Here is a 15,334-nt window from a genome sequence, read left to right on the forward strand (position 1 = left end):
GCATGAACGACACCATCGAACGCCTTACCGACGGCACCTTGGTCTTTCTGCCGGAGCGACTCAATCGTGATCCCGCCGTATTGCGCGGTTTAACCAATGATGAAATGTGGATTGCTTTAGGTTCCGGCGCACTCGCCGGCCTGGTGCTGGGCGTTCCTCTGGCGATTGCTACCGCCTCCATTGCCGTGGCGCCGACCAGCATGATCGCAAGCATGGCGGTGATGTTATTTGCCGGTGGCACACTACTGCGTCGGGCCAAACGGGCTCGCCCCGAGACCTGGTTGTACCGCAAGCTCGAATGGATACTCGCCAGCCGTTGGCGCCTGGGCCGCGGAAATTTGATCCTCCACTCCGGCGCCTGGACGGTTCGCCGTTCACGTCGACTGTGCCCTGCCCTATCTCGGTGGCAGCCATGAGCCGATTTCGAAACAAGGTCGATGCCCAACAGGCGCATATCTTGAGCCTGCGTCTGGCGGTAATGATCCTTGCCCTGGTCTGTGCCGGGCTCTGGTACGGCTGGCGCTCGGCACCGACCGATCTGACCGTGCATGTACCGCCAGATCTGCGCTCGGGCAGCACGCGCAAGTGGTGGGATATCCCCTCAGAGAATGTCTATGCCTTTGCCCTATACATCTTTGGCCAACTCAACCGCTGGCCCTCGGATGGCGAGCAGGACTATCGCCGCGCCATCTATGGCTTGCAGTCCTATCTAACACCCGCCTGCAAGGCCTTCCTCGATGGTGACTACGAGTACCGCAAGGCTGCCGGCGAACTGCGCCAGCGGGTGCGTGGCGTCTACGAAATTCTCGGCCGAGGCTACAGCGAAGATCCGGAACTCAGGGTCAAGCAACTCGACCGTGACAGCTGGCTGGTCAAGCTCGACCTCAACGCCGATGAGTATTACGCCGCCGAACCCGTGAAACGGGTGGTGGTGCGTTATCCATTACGCGTGGTGCGTTTTGACCTGGACCCCGAACGCAATAAGTGGGGGCTGGCACTGGATTGTTATCAGGGCACTCCGCAAAAAATCTCCCTGCCTGGAGGTGAACCATGAAGCGGATGTCTACCCTGGGACTAACCGCCGTACTGATCCTATGGGGAGCTGCAGCGCAGGCCGTCGAACTGATGCACTGGGAACGCCTCCCCCTCGCGGTGCCACTGGTGATTAACCAGGAACGGGTGGTCTTTGTCGATGAGGCTGTTCGAGTCGGTGTGCCCTCAACCCTGTCCGGCAAGCTGCGCGTGCAATCAACCGGCGGCACGCTGTACCTGCGCGCGTCGGAAGCCATTGCACCGACCCGACTGCAACTGCAATCGGTCACGACGGGCGAGATCATCCTTCTGGATATCGCGGCCACGCCTGGCGATCAACCGCTGGAGCCTGTGCGTATTCTCAAGAATGCTCAGGTGCAAGCTACCGAGGCTGAATCCAGCACCGTCCCTGTTCCAGAACGTACACCGATCCCGGTCGCGTTGACGCGCTACGCCGCGCAGAGCCTGTACGCGCCGCTGCGCACGGTGGAGTCCCTGCCCGGCATACGCCGCGCACCGCTTGAGTTGCGCACTGAACTCCCGACCCTACTGCCGACGGAAAACGTGTCCAGCACCCCCATCGCCGCCTGGCGACTCGGTGATTACTGGGTGACGGCGGTGAAGTTGCGCAATCGTGGTTCAGAAACGGTACAACTCGATCCGCGTCGGCTTCAGGCCAAGCTGTTTGCCGCCACCTTCCAGCACGCCTTCCTCGGACCTGTCGGCGATGCTGAAGACACGACGATTGCCTATCTTGTCACCCGCGGCGCAGGCCTCAAGCAAGCCGTGCTGCTCCCGCCCGTTGCGCGAGGTGCTGACGATGAAAGCTAACGTCTTGCTCAAATGGCTGGTACCGGCTGCGCTGCTGGCCGTAGTGTTGATCATCCTGAAAACCTGGGTCGCGGGTGGCAGCACTCGCGCTCCAGAAAACCCAGTTGATCAGGGCAATATTCAATTATCCGCCGAGCAAGCCAAGTCGCTCGGCATCGCAGGTGATACCCCCCGCGACACGGTTGCCACCCTGGTCGGCCAAGTGAAGGCCATGCGCAGCGACATGCTCGGTCTGAAGAAACACAATGATTCACTGCAGACGGAGAACAACCGCCTGCGCGAGCGGGAAAACAGTGTCGATTCGCGTATCCAGACGGCACTAGGCAGCGTGACCCAGCAGGTCGACGAAGGCCGCCGCCAAGCCAACGAGGCCCGACTCAAAGCGGAACAAGACAGTCGTCAGGCTCGCGGTCTGCTGACGCAATTGCAGGAACAGTTGTCTGGGCTGACCGGCAAAGGCAAGGATATGCCGATCGGATTGGGGCTTGAGCCGGGCGATGGGGCTCAGTTCAACGAGCAGCATTCTGCCAATGATGCGCTGCAGTGGATTGAACCCTCGGATGCTCCGACCGCCGACGCCCGAGGCAAGACCACGACCTCCTCCGCACTGAGTCTGCCTACCGCTTTCAACTCCCTGGAAGGCTTGAACGATAACGCGATTGATCGCAGCCAGAAACAGCTGCGTGCAGTCACCAAGGGTGAGCGGGAGCTGACGAGATCCGTTGATCGTACCGACGGAGCAAAACCGATCTACACCATTCCCGAAAACGCGACATTGATGGGCTCGGTCGCCATGACCGCGCTGATCGGCCGAGTCCCGGTGGACGGCACAGTGAATGATCCCTATCCCTTCAAGGTGCTGGTCGGTCCGGAGAACCTGACCGCCAATGGCATCGACCTGCCGGATGTCGCGGGGGCCGTGATGAGCGGCACAGCCTCCGGTGACTGGACCCTGTCTTGCGTACGCGGACAGGTCGAGTCAATCACCTTTGTGTTTACCGATGGCACCATCCGCACGGTGCCTCAGCCGAAGGTGGTAGCCAGCCGCAATGCCTCCACCACCCAGAGCTCAAACACCGACAAGATCCGCGGTGGACTCGGTTACCTGTCCGATCCGTATGGCATTCCTTGCATCGCCGGCGAGCGCCGCTCGAACGCCCAGCAGTACCTCGGTAGCCAGAGCCTGATCACTGCGGCCGGCGCCGGTGTCGCTGCCTTGCTCGGGAAGGAGCAAAACAACAGCAGCGTGATCAGTTCGGGCGGCAGTGCCTTCGGTGTCACCAGCAGCAGTGGCAATAGCGCACTGAATTCAATTCTCAGTGGTGGGGTCAGCGACATCCGCGAGTGGGTCAACAAACTGTACGGCGAAGCCTTTGCTGCCGTGTACGTGCCACCGGCAGCACAGATCGCACTGCACCTCGACCATGAGATCACCATCGACTACGAGCCCAAGGGCCGGAGCGTTCGCCATGAAAAAAACCATGCTTCTCTGCCTGACCTGGATTAGCGTGTTCTGCTGGGTCCTGACGGGGTGTTCCACCGACAAGGACACGCTTTTGCCCCATGGCGAGCACACCATGCTGGACATCTGGAACGGTGCCGGTTCGCAAGGCACTCAACAGCAACTGCTGGATGCTCGGCAGCAGTTACGTCGTCCGCTGGCCCCGGCAGATTTTTCCGCTTCTTTCCAGGAACCCTACACTCGCACCGCGGAAAACGAGATCCGCAACCTGTTCCCTCGCCTGCCCAATCCCGATCTGGTGCTGTACGTGTATCCGCATTTAAGTGGCACCGAGCAGGCACCGGTCCCGGGCTACTCGACCGTCTTTCCGTTTTACCAACGGGTGCAGTACGCATTGCCGGGTGAACGTCAGGAAGACTTGTAGTGCGTACCGGCGATTCGGGGAACCGTATTCCTGCGTGGAAAGCTTTGCGCAACCCATTACGCCCACGCGCCACGTTGGCCGATGATGCCGCACTCTATACGCATAACCCTAGCTTCACCGATCACCTGCCGTGGGTCGAGTACCTCGACACCGAGCAGTGTTTTCTGCTCGATGACAATCGCTCGGTGGGTGCGGTATTCGAGTTGCTGCCCATCGGCACTGAAGGGCGCGAACCCGATTGGTTGATGGCGGCCCGCGATGCCCTTGAGGATGCCCTGCAGGATAGCTTTGACGAGCTGGATCAAGCGCCTTGGGTGGCGCAGTTTTTCTGCAAGGACGACAACGACTTCACCCCCTACCTGACCCGGTTCACCGACTATATCCAAGATAGAGCACGAGGCACGGTCTTCACCGAAGCCTATTTGGAGCTCAGCCGCCATCATCTGAAGGCCATCGCCAAGCCCGATGGTTTGTTTGAGGATAAAGTGGTGACACGCCTGCCTTGGCGTGGCAATAACCGACGAGTACGCTTGGTCGTCTATCGCTGGCTTGAGTCTGATGCTGAGGAGACGGGACTCACCCCGATGCAATCCCTGCAACAGGCTTGCGAACGGATCGTGTCTTCGTTGCAGACGTGCGGGGTGCAATCGACGCGAGTCGATGGCCGAGGTCTGTATGCCTGGTTACTGCCCTGGTTCAATCCGGCACCCACGCTCACCGATGAGGCGCCCGAGGATTTCTACCGCCGCGTGGCCTATCCGGACTCGGGCGACGGTGAGTCGCTGGAACTGCCCTTCGACCATGACTTCGCCGAGCGGCTATTTTTCAATGAGCCGCTCTCGGATGTACAACACGGACTCTGGTTTTTCGACGATCAGCCACACCGGGTGATGGTGGTGGACAAGCTGCGCCGAGCGCCCTTGATTGGTCAACTCACTGGCGAAACCCGCAAAGGCGACGCGGTGAATGCCCTGTTCGACCAGTTACCCGAAGGTACGGTAATGAGTCTGACTTTAGTGGTCAAACCACAGGATGTACTCGAGGATCAGTTGAACCGCCTGGCGCGCAAAGCCATCGGTGAAAATCTGGCCTCGACCCAGACCCGTCAGGATGTCGAAGAGGCTCGCGCGATCATCGGCCGCCAGCACAAGCTGTATCGGGGCACCCTGGCGTTTTACGTGCGCGGTCACGATGAACAGCAACTGCACCAACGCTCGGTCAGCCTGGCTAACGCGCTGTTGGGCGCGGGGCTGCAACCGGTACGTGAAGGCGATGAGGTCGCCGCCTGCAACAGCTACCTGCGTTGGTTGCCGATGGCTTACAACCCGGCCCGCGACACGCGAAACTGGTACACCCGCCTGATGTTTGCCCAGCACCTGGCGAATCTGGTTCCGGTGTGGGGCCGCAGTACCGGCACCGGCCACCCGGGCATCACCCTGTTCAATCGTGGTGGCTCGCCGTTGAGTTTTGATCCGTTGTCACGTCTAGACCGGGCCATGAACGGCCATCTGCTGTTGTTCGGCCCCACCGGCGCCGGTAAGTCGGCCACCCTGGTCACCCTACTGATGCAGGTCATGGCGGTGTACCGCCCTCGCCTGTTTATCGTCGAGGCCGGTAACTCATTCGGCTTGCAGGGCGACTACTTCGCGACACAGGGCCTTTCGGTCAACAAGGTCCCATTGAAACCTGGCGCCTCGGTCAGTCTCGCGCCCTTCGCCGATGCCTGGCGCCTGGTCGAGCAACCGGATCAAGTGGCGAGTCTGTCGATCGATGAGTGGGACGATGAGGCGGTAGCCAGTCACGAGGACCAGCGCGATGTACTCGGTGAGCTGGAAATCACTGCCCGACTGATGATCACCGGCGGCGAGGCCAAGGAAGAGGCGCGCCTGAGTCGAGCCGATCGCAGCTTGATCCGCGAGTGCGTTCTCAATGCGGCGCAGACGTGTGTCGCGGGGAGTCGCCAGGTACTGACCCGCGACGTGCGCGACGCGTTGCTGCGCGTCGCCGCCGATCTGCACTTGCCGGAAAAACGCCGCGAGCGCGCCCAGGAAATGGGCGAATCCATCGACCTGTTTTGCCAAGGTTTCGAGGGTGAACTATTCGATCGCGAGGGCACGCCTTGGCCCGAGAGCGATGTAACCATTGTCGATCTGGGCACTTACGCTCGCGAAGGCTACGAGGCACAGATGTCCATCAGCTATATCAGCCTGATGAACACCGTGAACAACCTCGCCGAACGCGACCAGTACCTGGGGAGGCCGATCATCATGGTTACCGACGAAGGTCATATCATCACCAAAAACCCGCTGCTGGCGCCCTTCGTGGTCAAGGGGACGAAGATGTGGCGCAAGCTCGGCGCCTGGTTCTGGCTGGCGACACAAAACCTTGCCGACTTTCCCACTGCTGCGCAGACCATGCTCAACATGATCGAATGGTGGATTTGCTTGAACATGCCGCCGGCGGAAATCGAAGAAATCGCTCGCTTCAAGAAGCTCACGCCGGCACAGAAAGCCCTGTTGCTCTCCGCCAGCAAGGAACCAGGTAAATACACCGAAGGGGTCGTGCTATCGAAGAAGCTCGAAACGCTGTTTCGGGCCGTGCCACCCAGCCTCTATCTCGCCCTGGCCATGACGGAGCCCGAGGAAAAGGCCGAGCGTTGGACACTGATGCAAGAGAACGGCTGTTCAGAGCTGGAAGCGGCTTACCGGGTAGCTGAACGGATCGATAGAGCGCGAGGAATAGATCAACATAGGAATAGCTATTCAGGCATTGCTCTTCCAGAGCGTGAACTCTGAAATTGCATCGCAACTGACCAGACGTTTGCACGGCAACTGAACAGTTGATTGCATTCGTATTCCACACTTAGCCGGGCGGTCTGTTGCTGGGCATCGCCCGCGCGGGGCCACTTCAAATATTTTTTATATCCGCCAAATGCAACACCACTTTCTATTATTAATGATGCGACCCTGGTTGTGACCTTGCTTTAGCAGCCTTCTTCACTTCTGATTCCAAGCTGTTTATCAGATAACTCAAATCATGCTTCGAAATACGCTTCGGTCTGGCCATACGTGCTGGGTCATTTATTCGCGCTTTTGTTTTATCCAAAAGCGCGCGATCTAGACAAGTGGAAAATTCCATCTCATCGTCAAATATAGCTTCTACTTTTCGAGCCTCATCATGAATCAAAAGTGCCCTCAGAGGACAGCTCTTAATGGCTTTTAACAAACCATCATCAAGCGTAGTTACAACAGGAATCATGAATTGATTACCCTTCTTTTCTGTCATAAGCGTTTCGCAATGTCGAAACATATAAAGGTCCCACGCAAGCGCGGAAATCCTATTATTCGAATCCCCGTTCGGGTTCCGCAATGCTGGCTCGTCAAAGATAGGCATTCTATTCTGCTTATCAGCGAATCCGCTCAGGGCCTTCCATCCGAAGTAAAGTTCCTTTAGGGGTATGACGTCAAAATTATCAAGACAAAAATCCACCAAGCAGCGAATACCATCATCTACGCTTTGGCCACTCCAGCACTCTAGCATCGCGCGTAAAATTATCGAGTGCATCATATCTCGCCGCTGGATACAGGCCCATACCTCCCGATTGGTCAAGAATGCATCCCACATTTCCTCAGCTGCCGGTATGTAGTCCTGAATCTGTTCGGCATGCCCGTTCAGCACCCTTCCCCTAACTTCGGGGATATGCATCATGGCATCAAACATCTTTGCCGCCGCAACTTTCTGGTACGGCCAAGGGTTATTAGGTTTTACAACCTCACGTAGGTTTTCCAGTGCCGCAAACATCCAATCAAAACCACGTCCGCCTTGATCTTCAATGAACTGCAAGGTCGCCCGCACCTTTTCGCGGTGACTCGAATTTTCATGACGAAAAAACCCAGGTAACTCAGTAAGAAAGTTTGTATCGAGTAGTGAGAAAAAGGGAAACTCCAAAGGCGCACTACCGCTCCTCATCTGCCTCTCGATTGCATCGGAAAACGCAAAAAGGCCCTTTCCAGCAAATAGAGGAACCACGGGCACATTTGGATTATCTGACCGGCCCAAAGCTTGCAGTGGAACCCCTCCCTCATCGCTCGCAAACAACACACGAATGCCCGAGAACGCTTCACGATCAGAAGCGACGATGTCTGCGAGGGAATCACCTGGTGAGCGACGTAGAATGGCAGTCTTTACGCGTAGCATCTTTTTCATTTCGTGATGCAGATCGAGTTTGTTTGCCATAGTGATGTGTCCTCTTGAAGATATGCTGGTGCTGTTACCGACGCAGAAAATGAGAGAGATCGGTGGGTTGCTGCCACATATCTGGACTCCTTGCGCAACCTGACGCCCGCTCGCTTTCGTCGAGGGCAGCGTGAGTCGCAGAGCAAACATCGGGACAAAAACGCCGCACCTAAAAACCAAAAGTGATTTAGGACCGCAACCTGCTGGACTGTGCCAATGCGATAGGCCAGGCTAAATACAAACGAGTGGTCAAGTCGATACAGGTATCCGTGTACCGCGCTGAAGCCGCTGCTGAATCCTCAACAAAAATCCGGCCTCAAACGCGTCTTGGCAGTCACCGGCAGGAAAGGTCTTGCGTGTTTGCGCCAGCTCCCACCACAGGGGAATCTCGTCGGGCGCATCAAGCCAAGCCTGAGCGCACCGCACACCACGTTCTATCATCGGAGCAAATTCGTTGCCCCAGGGTGTCAGAAGACTTGGGCAACCATCCGCCGCTGGAATTGAAATGTAGTTTTCGTCCATACACACCCTAGATTTCTGATTTATTGTTAGACGCTGGGCCCAGCTTCGAAAAGCTTAACGAAACCAAATGAACGCTCGATAGCAGGTATGAGCATCAAATGGCCTAGATCAACGCCAATGTAGACTATATCCCGTGGATTGAGAGTCCCTCAAGGCGCAATTTGCGCGCATGACTCAAGACTACGAACAACTTCGTCTGCAGCTGTCGGAAAACATCCGCTTGATGCGACGCGTTAAAAACCTTACCCAAGAGCAGCTGGCGCTCATGGCCGAGGTGGATCGCACCTACGTCAGTCAAATCGAACGATGCACAGGCAATCCGTCGCTGTTGGTCCTGTGCAAGCTCGCCAATATTTTCGAAATTACCGCAGATCAGTTACTTGTGGAACACGATATCCTGCGCAGCTCCCTTCACGTCAAATAATAGTCTCACGTCTCACAAACCCGATAGATCCGCCTTCATAATTTCCACTGACAGTCTTCAGTCCCTAACCGAACCTGCCCAGGCCATACACCGAGAGCCTGGATCATGCCTATTGCCTGCTCGTCAATCCCGCCCACAAAGCTACGGCCTTTGGCACTGAGCGTCCTGCTGGCGTGCGGCCCAAGCGTGGCGCTGGACATCGGCAGTATCACGTCCTCCGTGCTTTCGCCAAACTGTCTCGAATACAGGGTCGTCGGCATTTGTTTCTGGCTCCTCTGCACGCCCTTCGGCTGCACAGTCAAAACCTCAACCAAGGTTCGTCATTCCATTCCTGAGCTGGTGGTCTCGAGCTACGCCACCACCGGCAATAACCCCTGGACCAAGATGGCCACCCTTTCCTCTCCCATCAGCGGTGCGGAAGGTGGCGGCAACCTGATCACCCCGAACACCCACCGCGACAACTTGCTCCGCTTCAAGAACGTCGATGGCATCGGCCACCCCGGTGGCTGGGTCGCAACGCAACTGGCTTCGCAATCCGGCTATGCCTGCGCCAGCGGTGCAACTGCATTCATGCCTTACTACCTGAGTACCTTGGACTCACTGGCCTGGCGCCATGGCATCCCGGAAAGTTTCTACCCGGAGTCGCTCATGCCGGGGATCCGTGAAATCGGTAGTCAGGCCTCGGGAAACATGTGGGGCAACGTTTATCCCCGGCAGGGCTTTCTAGTACAGCCCGACGATTTCAAGGCGGCCGCAGTCATGGCGCAACGGGCGGGCGATGTGATTACCCGCAACTGGCAGCCGCATGTGTACTTACCCCTCACGCCCGCCAAACGCGACGGCTACTGGCCGCCTGGCCCGATCGTCGAAAACGACGCTTCGACCCACAAATGGCAATTGCTCTCCCCCCAAATTCAGCCAACGTGCGCCATCTTCCCCAGCAATCCAGTCCAGAGCGCGGATGGCGGCTACGCCTGGTCGTTGTGGCGTCCCTATAGCTGCTGCAAGCGTGAGGGGCAGACCTTTCTGTTCAGCATCGACTTCGAAGGAGGCGCGTCGTGAGTCGGTTTTTCACGCGACCATGGTTGTGTGTGATGAGTCTGTTGCTCTGTGGACTGCTCGCCATGGCCACTCATGCCCACGCCGCCGAGGGCGATTACCGCCTGGGCACTCAAGGCGAAGTACTCGACGACCGAGTGATGTACACCATTGGTGGCGGCTCGGCAGTCGGCTCTCCGAGTTCGCTCTACCGACCCAGTGGTCTCGGTGTCGGCGGGTCATGGCGAGCGAACATGATGTGCGGAAACATGAGCCTCACCAACACCCTGCAAAACCAACTGAACGGCGTCACCGAAGGTTTCCAGCAGATCATGGGCAGCATCGTGCAGAACGCGACCCAAGCGGTGATGTCACTGCCGGCGTTGATCATCCAGCGCGCCAACCCCGGTCTCTATGAGTTACTCAGTAACGGGGTGATGCAAGGTCGGATCGACTTCGACCGCTCCAAGCTAACCTGCCAGGCCATGGCCGAAAAGATGGCGGATAAGGTCGGTCAAGCCGGTTGGGGTGCGCTGGCCAAAAACCAGGAGATGCAGGGCAATCTGGAGCAAACCGGCGGTGATGCGGTGGCAGCGGTGAAAAACACCGAGGCCCATAACGGCAACAATGGGGTGTCCTGGGTCGGCGGTTCGAAAGCCGGAGGTAACGGACAGACACCCATTCGGGTGACCGCCGACGTGGTCCGCGCAGGCTATAACCTGCTGCATAACCGTACGGTAGATGACAGTGCCTCGATCAGTAGCAGTGATTGCCTGGGAGGGGCTATTTGTCAGACATGGGCTTCGCCCCAGGAGGAGTCCGACTGGGCCGTTCGGGTGTTGGGCGAGAACGAAGTCGCGACCTGCGACAGCTGCGAAACTCTGCGTGCGACCGCTGGCAGCGGACTGACGCCGCTGATCCAGGAGGCCTATAACGAGCGCCTCAAGGCCCTGCAAGGGCTGTTGTCTGGCTCGCTGCCGCCTACTTCTGACAATCTGACTAAAGCTTCCAGCCCAATGCTGCCGGTGACCCGTGGCGTGATTGAAGCCATGCGCGACGATCCCGACCAGGATCTGTTGACACGGCGCTTGGCCAGCGAGACGGCCTTGTCCAGTGTACTCGACAAAGCACTGCTGCTACTGCGCACGCTGCTGGCAGGCAGTCACGAACCGAACATCGCCTCCGCCGAGCCAGCCCAAACCGCCTTGACGAAAAATATCGACACCCTGGAGCGCGAAATTCGCCTGCTGCAGACCGAGTTGCAGGTCAGGCAGATGCTGACGACCAATACCGCCAGCCTGGTGCTCGATCGGCATGCCGGGGGTGCCGACGCATCACGCACCGTCGAACAAGGTGATCCCGAGCCCAGCCGACTCAATGACGCCGACGCCAGGCGCAAGTGAGCCATGAAACGCTCACCGCTATTCACTTTGCTTTCGAGTCTGGGGATTGCCGCGGCGATGATCCTGACCGCCGCACTGGTCGCCTGGATTGGCCGCACTGCGCTGGGTAGTTTCGAGGTCTGGCAGCAGGCATTCGAATCCGCACGACCTTATCTGCGGTGGTGGCGCGCCCTGCTCTACGCCGCCCTCTTTGCGCTCTGGTGGGACCTGCTTCGACGCTACCGACATCGACCACTGGATCTATTGCGCGTGAAACGCATCGGGACAATAGGGCTCGTGCTCTTTACCTGCGTCGAACTCACCCGACTGTGAGGTCAGCACCATGCTCATGAGCACCAACAGCTACCTGGAGTTTTACCTCTCTCTGCTGGCCTGGATCATCAACAACGGCCTCTGGAGTGTCCTGTCCGACACCGGGCTGTTCGCCGCGCCCTTTGGTGCAATCATCCTCCAGGAATGGTTGTCGGCCCGTCAGCAAGGCGCGGACGAAGGTAACAAGGGGCTGCTCTCGGTGCCACGGATAGAGAACCGTTTGTGGCTGGCCTACATCGTCGTCTTGTTCGGTTGCGCGCCTGTGTTTCCGTTGAGCCTCTCATCAATGGCGTTCGATGATGCGGCAAGCCAGCGCTGCGGCGTGAGTGTGGCCCAACCGACGGAAACCGCCTGGGGGATGACCTTCAATACTATCGGCGAACGCTCCGCCAACGTACCGATCTGGTGGTTTCTGGTGCATGCCTTGAGCAAAGGCGTGACCGCGGCGGCCACCGCTTCCATCCCCTGCGCACCGGATATCCGGCAAATGCGCATGGAGATCGACAGCTCGCGCATCGACAGCCAGGTGCTGCTGCAAGAGGTCGCCGATTTCACCCGCGACTGCTACGGCTATTCCCGTTCTCGGCTGTTCACCAACCGTCCGCAGTTGGACAAGGCACAAAGTCATGACGCCTCCTGGATCGGCTCAAGCTATTTGCTCGATACGCCCGGCTACTACGATACGGATCGTTCACGCACACCGCGCGTCAATTGGCCGTATGACGACAACCGCGATGTATCCTTGCCGCGGTTAGAAAATGGTGCGGGCTACCCCACCTGCAAGCAGTGGTGGAGCGACAGCGGTGTCGGGTTGCGCGAGCGCTTGATCGAGCAGGTCGATCCATCGCTGCTGACTCAGCTGAAAGGTTGGTTGACTGGCCGCTCGAGCAACGAGATCGAAGATGCCACCCTGCGCGAACTGGTCAGCCCGCGCCAGCAAACGATGTCCATGTCGCCCGGACAGGTGTACCAGGACTATGGCTCCAGCGCCCGCGGGGGCTCAATCAATCAGGGTCTCAATAACCTGGCCACCAACACCGGGCTGGCCCTCGGCTCCTTCAGCAACTTTCCGGCGATGAATGCACTACGCGCCGCCCTGCCGATGGTGCAGGCTTTCCTGATGATGGGCGTCATCATCAGCTTGCCGTTAATTCTGTTGGTCAGTACCTACCAGTTGAAGACCGTCATGACGGTGACATTCGCGCTGTTCACGCTGCACATGCTGAGCTTCTGGTGGGAGCTGGCCCGCTGGGTCGACTCCAGCATGCTCGATACCCTGTACAACCAGGTTTCGGCGTCCAATCAGGTTCTGTTATCGCTGCCCACATCTGGATTTATGGATGGAACGGTCACGGCGCAGGTGATCGAGTATGTAATGGGGGCGATGTTCATCGTGCTACCGATGTTGTTTTTGGCTGCAATGAGCTGGGCAGGATATAGCGTTGGCTCAATTGCCGAAGGCATGCTTAGCAAAGGAGCAGCTCAAGCTCAGGATGCGGGTGCAAGGGGCGCTGGAGCTCTCATGTCTGCTGGAAAGACCTTAAGGAAGGGGTGAAGAACTCGACTACAGGTCTTTTAAATCAGGCTGACCGGGTGCGCGTCCATACTCATACTCACCATATGGGTCGCCATATGCCTTGTACCGGAGAGCATCCTTAGGTTTGATAGACGTTCCATTGGCGATGGCCCAACACAAGGCAATAAGGATCATCACCGACACTGTGAACCATAAGCTAACGAGAAGGAGTCCGGCGGCTACTGCCAACTTGATGACTAGAAAACTCCCGCGAACAAGTAATTTACCTGCGGGCATTCCTGCCGTCTCCGCACGCTCAACCACGCGGGATTCAAACGTTTTCAACCTACGGTAACCACGCTTCACCGACAGACCACAGGCATACGCCCAGCGGTGGGCACGTGAACTCTGAACAGGTTGCTGAGTCAGCATGGTCTCGCCCTCTTCTGAGCGTTTTCATGGTTGAGACAAAAGTAATAGCCTACTACTGAAAACGGCCCGTGCCTGACCGTTTATCAGTTTGCTCAGACGGCACCGCGAGCTTTGATATGGGCGTCGCGTTGAGCGCCGCACCCATATCGCACTCCGTCAGGCATAGGACCTGTAAACGGCTAGTAACCTTTTGGTATGCGATAGGTCTTGCCCTTTGTGCGGTCTCCGAAAATGTCCGTATGCTCCGATTCGTCCGTGCGTATGCAATCGCGCGTCTGACCATTCCCAACATTGCATTTCGACCACTCAACCCGACTGCCTAATTCGTCCAACCTCGCCACCTCGCCTCGACGCGCTTTTATTTCGTCTAACGACGGCACCCACAGATAGAGAGACACTACTACCAATGTAAGGATCGTAGCCTGCGCCGACAGGAAGTAGAGCCAACGCCTGCTATTCAATTTCTTTGCTGCCATGTTGTACAGTTCAGCAGCCCGCTGAGCGGCAGCATCTGCCTCCGTGAATCTCTTGCTCAACAGCTCAGCGGCTTGATTCGCAGTTGACTGTGCAGAACTCTCGATGCTCTGTTTGACGCCCGCCTCCAGTCGAACCAGCTTCTTTTCGACGCTATCCTGCAGCTCACGCAACGCATCAGTAGCCCGTCGAGACTTGCTCTCATCGATCTCTACAGCTTCGAGAACTTTGCGAGCCGCGCCAAAGAGGGCCTGAAAATTTCGATCGTGCGCTTGCTCTTGAATTGTTCCGGCCATCAATATCTTCCTAAAGTTGGACCTTTTAGATCGGGCATCTCGTGATCTGGTTGCTTCATCTCTCTCTGAAGGGAAAGATATCGCTCCTGGCTGTACTCGATCCATTGTTTGTGGGACAGGTTCAAATCCATCAAATCCTGTAAGGCGGCGAAATGCAGACCTCCACCGCTGCCGGCCACCAGCACCAATCCGCCTGTTCCGGTCTCCTCTGGCCCTTGAGCAAGCCGCACCAGATCGATGTAGTCGCGCTCAGCCCTTGTGATCTCAGCCGATCTGCGTTGCAGAATGCCAGCAGCCAGCTCCTCGATAAAATTTTGGAACCTCTCGCTTGACTTAGGCCGTTGCCTGGCGCCTTCGCCAAATGCATCGAGATAGGGCTCAATGCGTGCCGACAGTGCAGCGCTGGGAAGAGGCGCCGTTTCGATGTACCAATGCACCCGCCGCGAAGTACCTGGCAGGTCAGGCAATTCGTCCAATTTTTCGGAAAAAATTCGAGATAGAAACTGGTGACGACCAGCCTCTTTTTTTGACTTGTTAGCCTCAGTCTTAAACTCGATCAAACGTACTGTGCCAGGGAATGCCATCAGCAAATCCCCCAATCGTTTATCGTCTGGCGTTTGTTGAAGCAAGTTCACCATACTTGGTAACTGACCGGATCTCAGCTGTGAACCAAGAGCGAACCCCAGCCCGTAGAGAAAATTTCCGATAACCACATTTTCATACAACTTCATTGAACATCATCACCCTAGTATCACGCCCTTTAGAAGCTTGCCGGTAGCGCTCCAAGCCTAACCGTTTGTCAGTCAATCCGGTCGAAAAAACAAGGCTGGTTTTCAGTAGACTCAGTTCGTCTAACGGGTTGGTTTATCTCGTTGCTATTCGCAAACAGCTCGGCTAAACCCGAGGTACGGATCGCTGTTATCGACAGCATT

Annotated in this window: 16 protein-coding genes; 11 read left to right on the forward strand and 5 right to left on the reverse strand. The window is 57.4% G+C overall.

Features of this window, described 5'->3' with window-relative positions:
• Nucleotides 1-2 precede the first annotated feature (2 nt).
• Genes ACOZK9_RS07545 through ACOZK9_RS07570 form a run of 6 tightly spaced genes read left to right on the forward strand, consistent with a single transcriptional unit; the run spans nucleotide 3 to nucleotide 6,544 of the window.
• Complete coding sequence (locus ACOZK9_RS07545) at nucleotides 3-416, forward strand: TIGR03750 family conjugal transfer protein (RefSeq protein ID WP_421555560.1); 414 nt, start codon at nucleotides 3-5, stop codon at nucleotides 414-416.
• A complete protein-coding gene (locus ACOZK9_RS07550) occupies nucleotides 413-1,054 on the forward strand; it encodes a PFL_4703 family integrating conjugative element protein (protein WP_126589263.1) in 642 nt (213 codons plus the stop codon). Before ACOZK9_RS07545 ends, ACOZK9_RS07550 begins: the two co-directional genes overlap by 4 nt.
• A complete protein-coding gene (locus ACOZK9_RS07555; protein WP_421555561.1) occupies nucleotides 1,051-1,863 on the forward strand; it encodes a TIGR03749 family integrating conjugative element protein in 813 nt (270 codons plus the stop codon). The genes ACOZK9_RS07550 and ACOZK9_RS07555 overlap by 4 nt, the downstream gene beginning before the upstream one ends.
• A complete protein-coding gene (locus ACOZK9_RS07560; RefSeq protein WP_421555562.1) occupies nucleotides 1,853-3,370 on the forward strand; it encodes a TIGR03752 family integrating conjugative element protein in 1,518 nt (505 codons plus the stop codon). The genes ACOZK9_RS07555 and ACOZK9_RS07560 overlap by 11 nt, the downstream gene beginning before the upstream one ends.
• Complete coding sequence (locus ACOZK9_RS07565) at nucleotides 3,333-3,749, forward strand: TIGR03751 family conjugal transfer lipoprotein (protein ID WP_421555563.1); 417 nt, start codon at nucleotides 3,333-3,335, stop codon at nucleotides 3,747-3,749. Before ACOZK9_RS07560 ends, ACOZK9_RS07565 begins: the two co-directional genes overlap by 38 nt.
• On the forward strand, nucleotides 3,749-6,544 hold the full coding sequence (locus ACOZK9_RS07570) for a conjugative transfer ATPase (RefSeq protein ID WP_421555564.1): 2,796 nt from the start codon (nucleotides 3,749-3,751) through the stop codon (nucleotides 6,542-6,544). The genes ACOZK9_RS07565 and ACOZK9_RS07570 overlap by 1 nt, the downstream gene beginning before the upstream one ends.
• Nucleotides 6,545-6,701: 157 nt before the next feature.
• On the opposite strand, the gene ACOZK9_RS07575 is transcribed toward ACOZK9_RS07570, so the two are convergent.
• Nucleotides 6,702-7,985: a hypothetical protein gene (locus tag ACOZK9_RS07575; protein WP_421555565.1), complete on the reverse strand. Its 1,284-nt coding sequence runs from the start codon at nucleotides 7,983-7,985 to the stop codon at nucleotides 6,702-6,704.
• 249 nt (nucleotides 7,986-8,234) lie between these two features.
• Nucleotides 8,235-8,507: a LasR-specific antiactivator QslA gene (locus ACOZK9_RS07580; RefSeq protein ID WP_421555566.1), complete on the reverse strand. Its 273-nt coding sequence runs from the start codon at nucleotides 8,505-8,507 to the stop codon at nucleotides 8,235-8,237.
• 169 nt (nucleotides 8,508-8,676) lie between these two features.
• Between ACOZK9_RS07580 and ACOZK9_RS07585 the strand changes: the two genes are divergently transcribed.
• From ACOZK9_RS07585 to ACOZK9_RS07605, 5 genes are all read left to right on the forward strand, one after another.
• The gene (locus ACOZK9_RS07585) at nucleotides 8,677-8,931 is read left to right on the forward strand and encodes a helix-turn-helix domain-containing protein (protein ID WP_421555567.1); all 255 of its coding nucleotides are present in this window, start codon (nucleotides 8,677-8,679) and stop codon (nucleotides 8,929-8,931) included.
• Between the two features lie 105 nt (nucleotides 8,932-9,036).
• Complete coding sequence (locus ACOZK9_RS07590) at nucleotides 9,037-9,993, forward strand: TIGR03756 family integrating conjugative element protein (protein WP_421555568.1); 957 nt, start codon at nucleotides 9,037-9,039, stop codon at nucleotides 9,991-9,993.
• Between the two features lie 32 nt (nucleotides 9,994-10,025).
• Complete coding sequence (locus ACOZK9_RS07595; protein ID WP_421555569.1) at nucleotides 10,026-11,372, forward strand: integrating conjugative element protein; 1,347 nt, start codon at nucleotides 10,026-10,028, stop codon at nucleotides 11,370-11,372.
• A 3-nt stretch (nucleotides 11,373-11,375) separates the two neighbouring features.
• The gene (locus tag ACOZK9_RS07600; protein WP_421555570.1) at nucleotides 11,376-11,684 is read left to right on the forward strand and encodes a hypothetical protein; all 309 of its coding nucleotides are present in this window, start codon (nucleotides 11,376-11,378) and stop codon (nucleotides 11,682-11,684) included.
• A 10-nt stretch (nucleotides 11,685-11,694) separates the two neighbouring features.
• Nucleotides 11,695-13,239 carry a conjugal transfer protein TraG N-terminal domain-containing protein gene (locus tag ACOZK9_RS07605; protein WP_421555571.1) on the forward strand — a complete coding sequence of 515 codons (1,545 nt, stop codon included), beginning with the start codon at nucleotides 11,695-11,697 and terminating at the stop codon, nucleotides 13,237-13,239.
• 9 nt (nucleotides 13,240-13,248) lie between these two features.
• Here the strand turns inward: ACOZK9_RS07605 and ACOZK9_RS07610 are convergent, their stop codons facing one another.
• From ACOZK9_RS07610 to ACOZK9_RS07620, 3 genes are all read right to left on the reverse strand, one after another.
• Complete coding sequence (locus ACOZK9_RS07610; protein WP_421555572.1) at nucleotides 13,249-13,632, reverse strand: DUF3742 family protein; 384 nt, start codon at nucleotides 13,630-13,632, stop codon at nucleotides 13,249-13,251.
• A 179-nt stretch (nucleotides 13,633-13,811) separates the two neighbouring features.
• Nucleotides 13,812-14,402: a hypothetical protein gene (locus ACOZK9_RS07615; protein WP_421555573.1), complete on the reverse strand. Its 591-nt coding sequence runs from the start codon at nucleotides 14,400-14,402 to the stop codon at nucleotides 13,812-13,814.
• Entirely contained in the window at nucleotides 14,402-15,133 is a 732-nt protein-coding gene (locus ACOZK9_RS07620) for a hypothetical protein (RefSeq protein ID WP_011334428.1), read from the reverse strand. Before ACOZK9_RS07620 ends, ACOZK9_RS07615 begins: the two co-directional genes overlap by 1 nt.
• Nucleotides 15,134-15,334 lie beyond the last annotated feature (201 nt).

It is taken from the genome of Pseudomonas kitaguniensis (genome assembly GCF_049199985.1).
Lineage (GTDB): Bacteria > Pseudomonadota > Gammaproteobacteria > Pseudomonadales > Pseudomonadaceae > Aquipseudomonas > Aquipseudomonas kitaguniensis.

Coding starts and splice junctions, on each gene's coding strand:
- ACOZK9_RS07545 (WP_421555560.1), top strand. CDS start 3: ATGAACGACACCATCGAACGCCTTACCGACGGCACCTTGGTCTTTCTG.
- ACOZK9_RS07550 (WP_126589263.1), top strand. CDS start 413: ATGAGCCGATTTCGAAACAAGGTCGATGCCCAACAGGCGCATATCTTG.
- ACOZK9_RS07555 (WP_421555561.1), top strand. CDS start 1,051: ATGAAGCGGATGTCTACCCTGGGACTAACCGCCGTACTGATCCTATGG.
- ACOZK9_RS07560 (WP_421555562.1), top strand. CDS start 1,853: ATGAAAGCTAACGTCTTGCTCAAATGGCTGGTACCGGCTGCGCTGCTG.
- ACOZK9_RS07565 (WP_421555563.1), top strand. CDS start 3,333: ATGAAAAAAACCATGCTTCTCTGCCTGACCTGGATTAGCGTGTTCTGC.
- ACOZK9_RS07575 (WP_421555565.1), bottom strand. CDS start 7,985: ATGGCAAACAAACTCGATCTGCATCACGAAATGAAAAAGATGCTACGC.
- ACOZK9_RS07580 (WP_421555566.1), bottom strand. CDS start 8,507: ATGGACGAAAACTACATTTCAATTCCAGCGGCGGATGGTTGCCCAAGT.
- ACOZK9_RS07585 (WP_421555567.1), top strand. CDS start 8,677: ATGACTCAAGACTACGAACAACTTCGTCTGCAGCTGTCGGAAAACATC.
- ACOZK9_RS07590 (WP_421555568.1), top strand. CDS start 9,037: ATGCCTATTGCCTGCTCGTCAATCCCGCCCACAAAGCTACGGCCTTTG.
- ACOZK9_RS07595 (WP_421555569.1), top strand. CDS start 10,026: ATGAGTCTGTTGCTCTGTGGACTGCTCGCCATGGCCACTCATGCCCAC.
- ACOZK9_RS07600 (WP_421555570.1), top strand. CDS start 11,376: ATGAAACGCTCACCGCTATTCACTTTGCTTTCGAGTCTGGGGATTGCC.
- ACOZK9_RS07605 (WP_421555571.1), top strand. CDS start 11,695: ATGCTCATGAGCACCAACAGCTACCTGGAGTTTTACCTCTCTCTGCTG.
- ACOZK9_RS07610 (WP_421555572.1), bottom strand. CDS start 13,632: ATGCTGACTCAGCAACCTGTTCAGAGTTCACGTGCCCACCGCTGGGCG.
- ACOZK9_RS07615 (WP_421555573.1), bottom strand. CDS start 14,402: ATGGCCGGAACAATTCAAGAGCAAGCGCACGATCGAAATTTTCAGGCC.
- ACOZK9_RS07620 (WP_011334428.1), bottom strand. CDS start 15,133: ATGAAGTTGTATGAAAATGTGGTTATCGGAAATTTTCTCTACGGGCTG.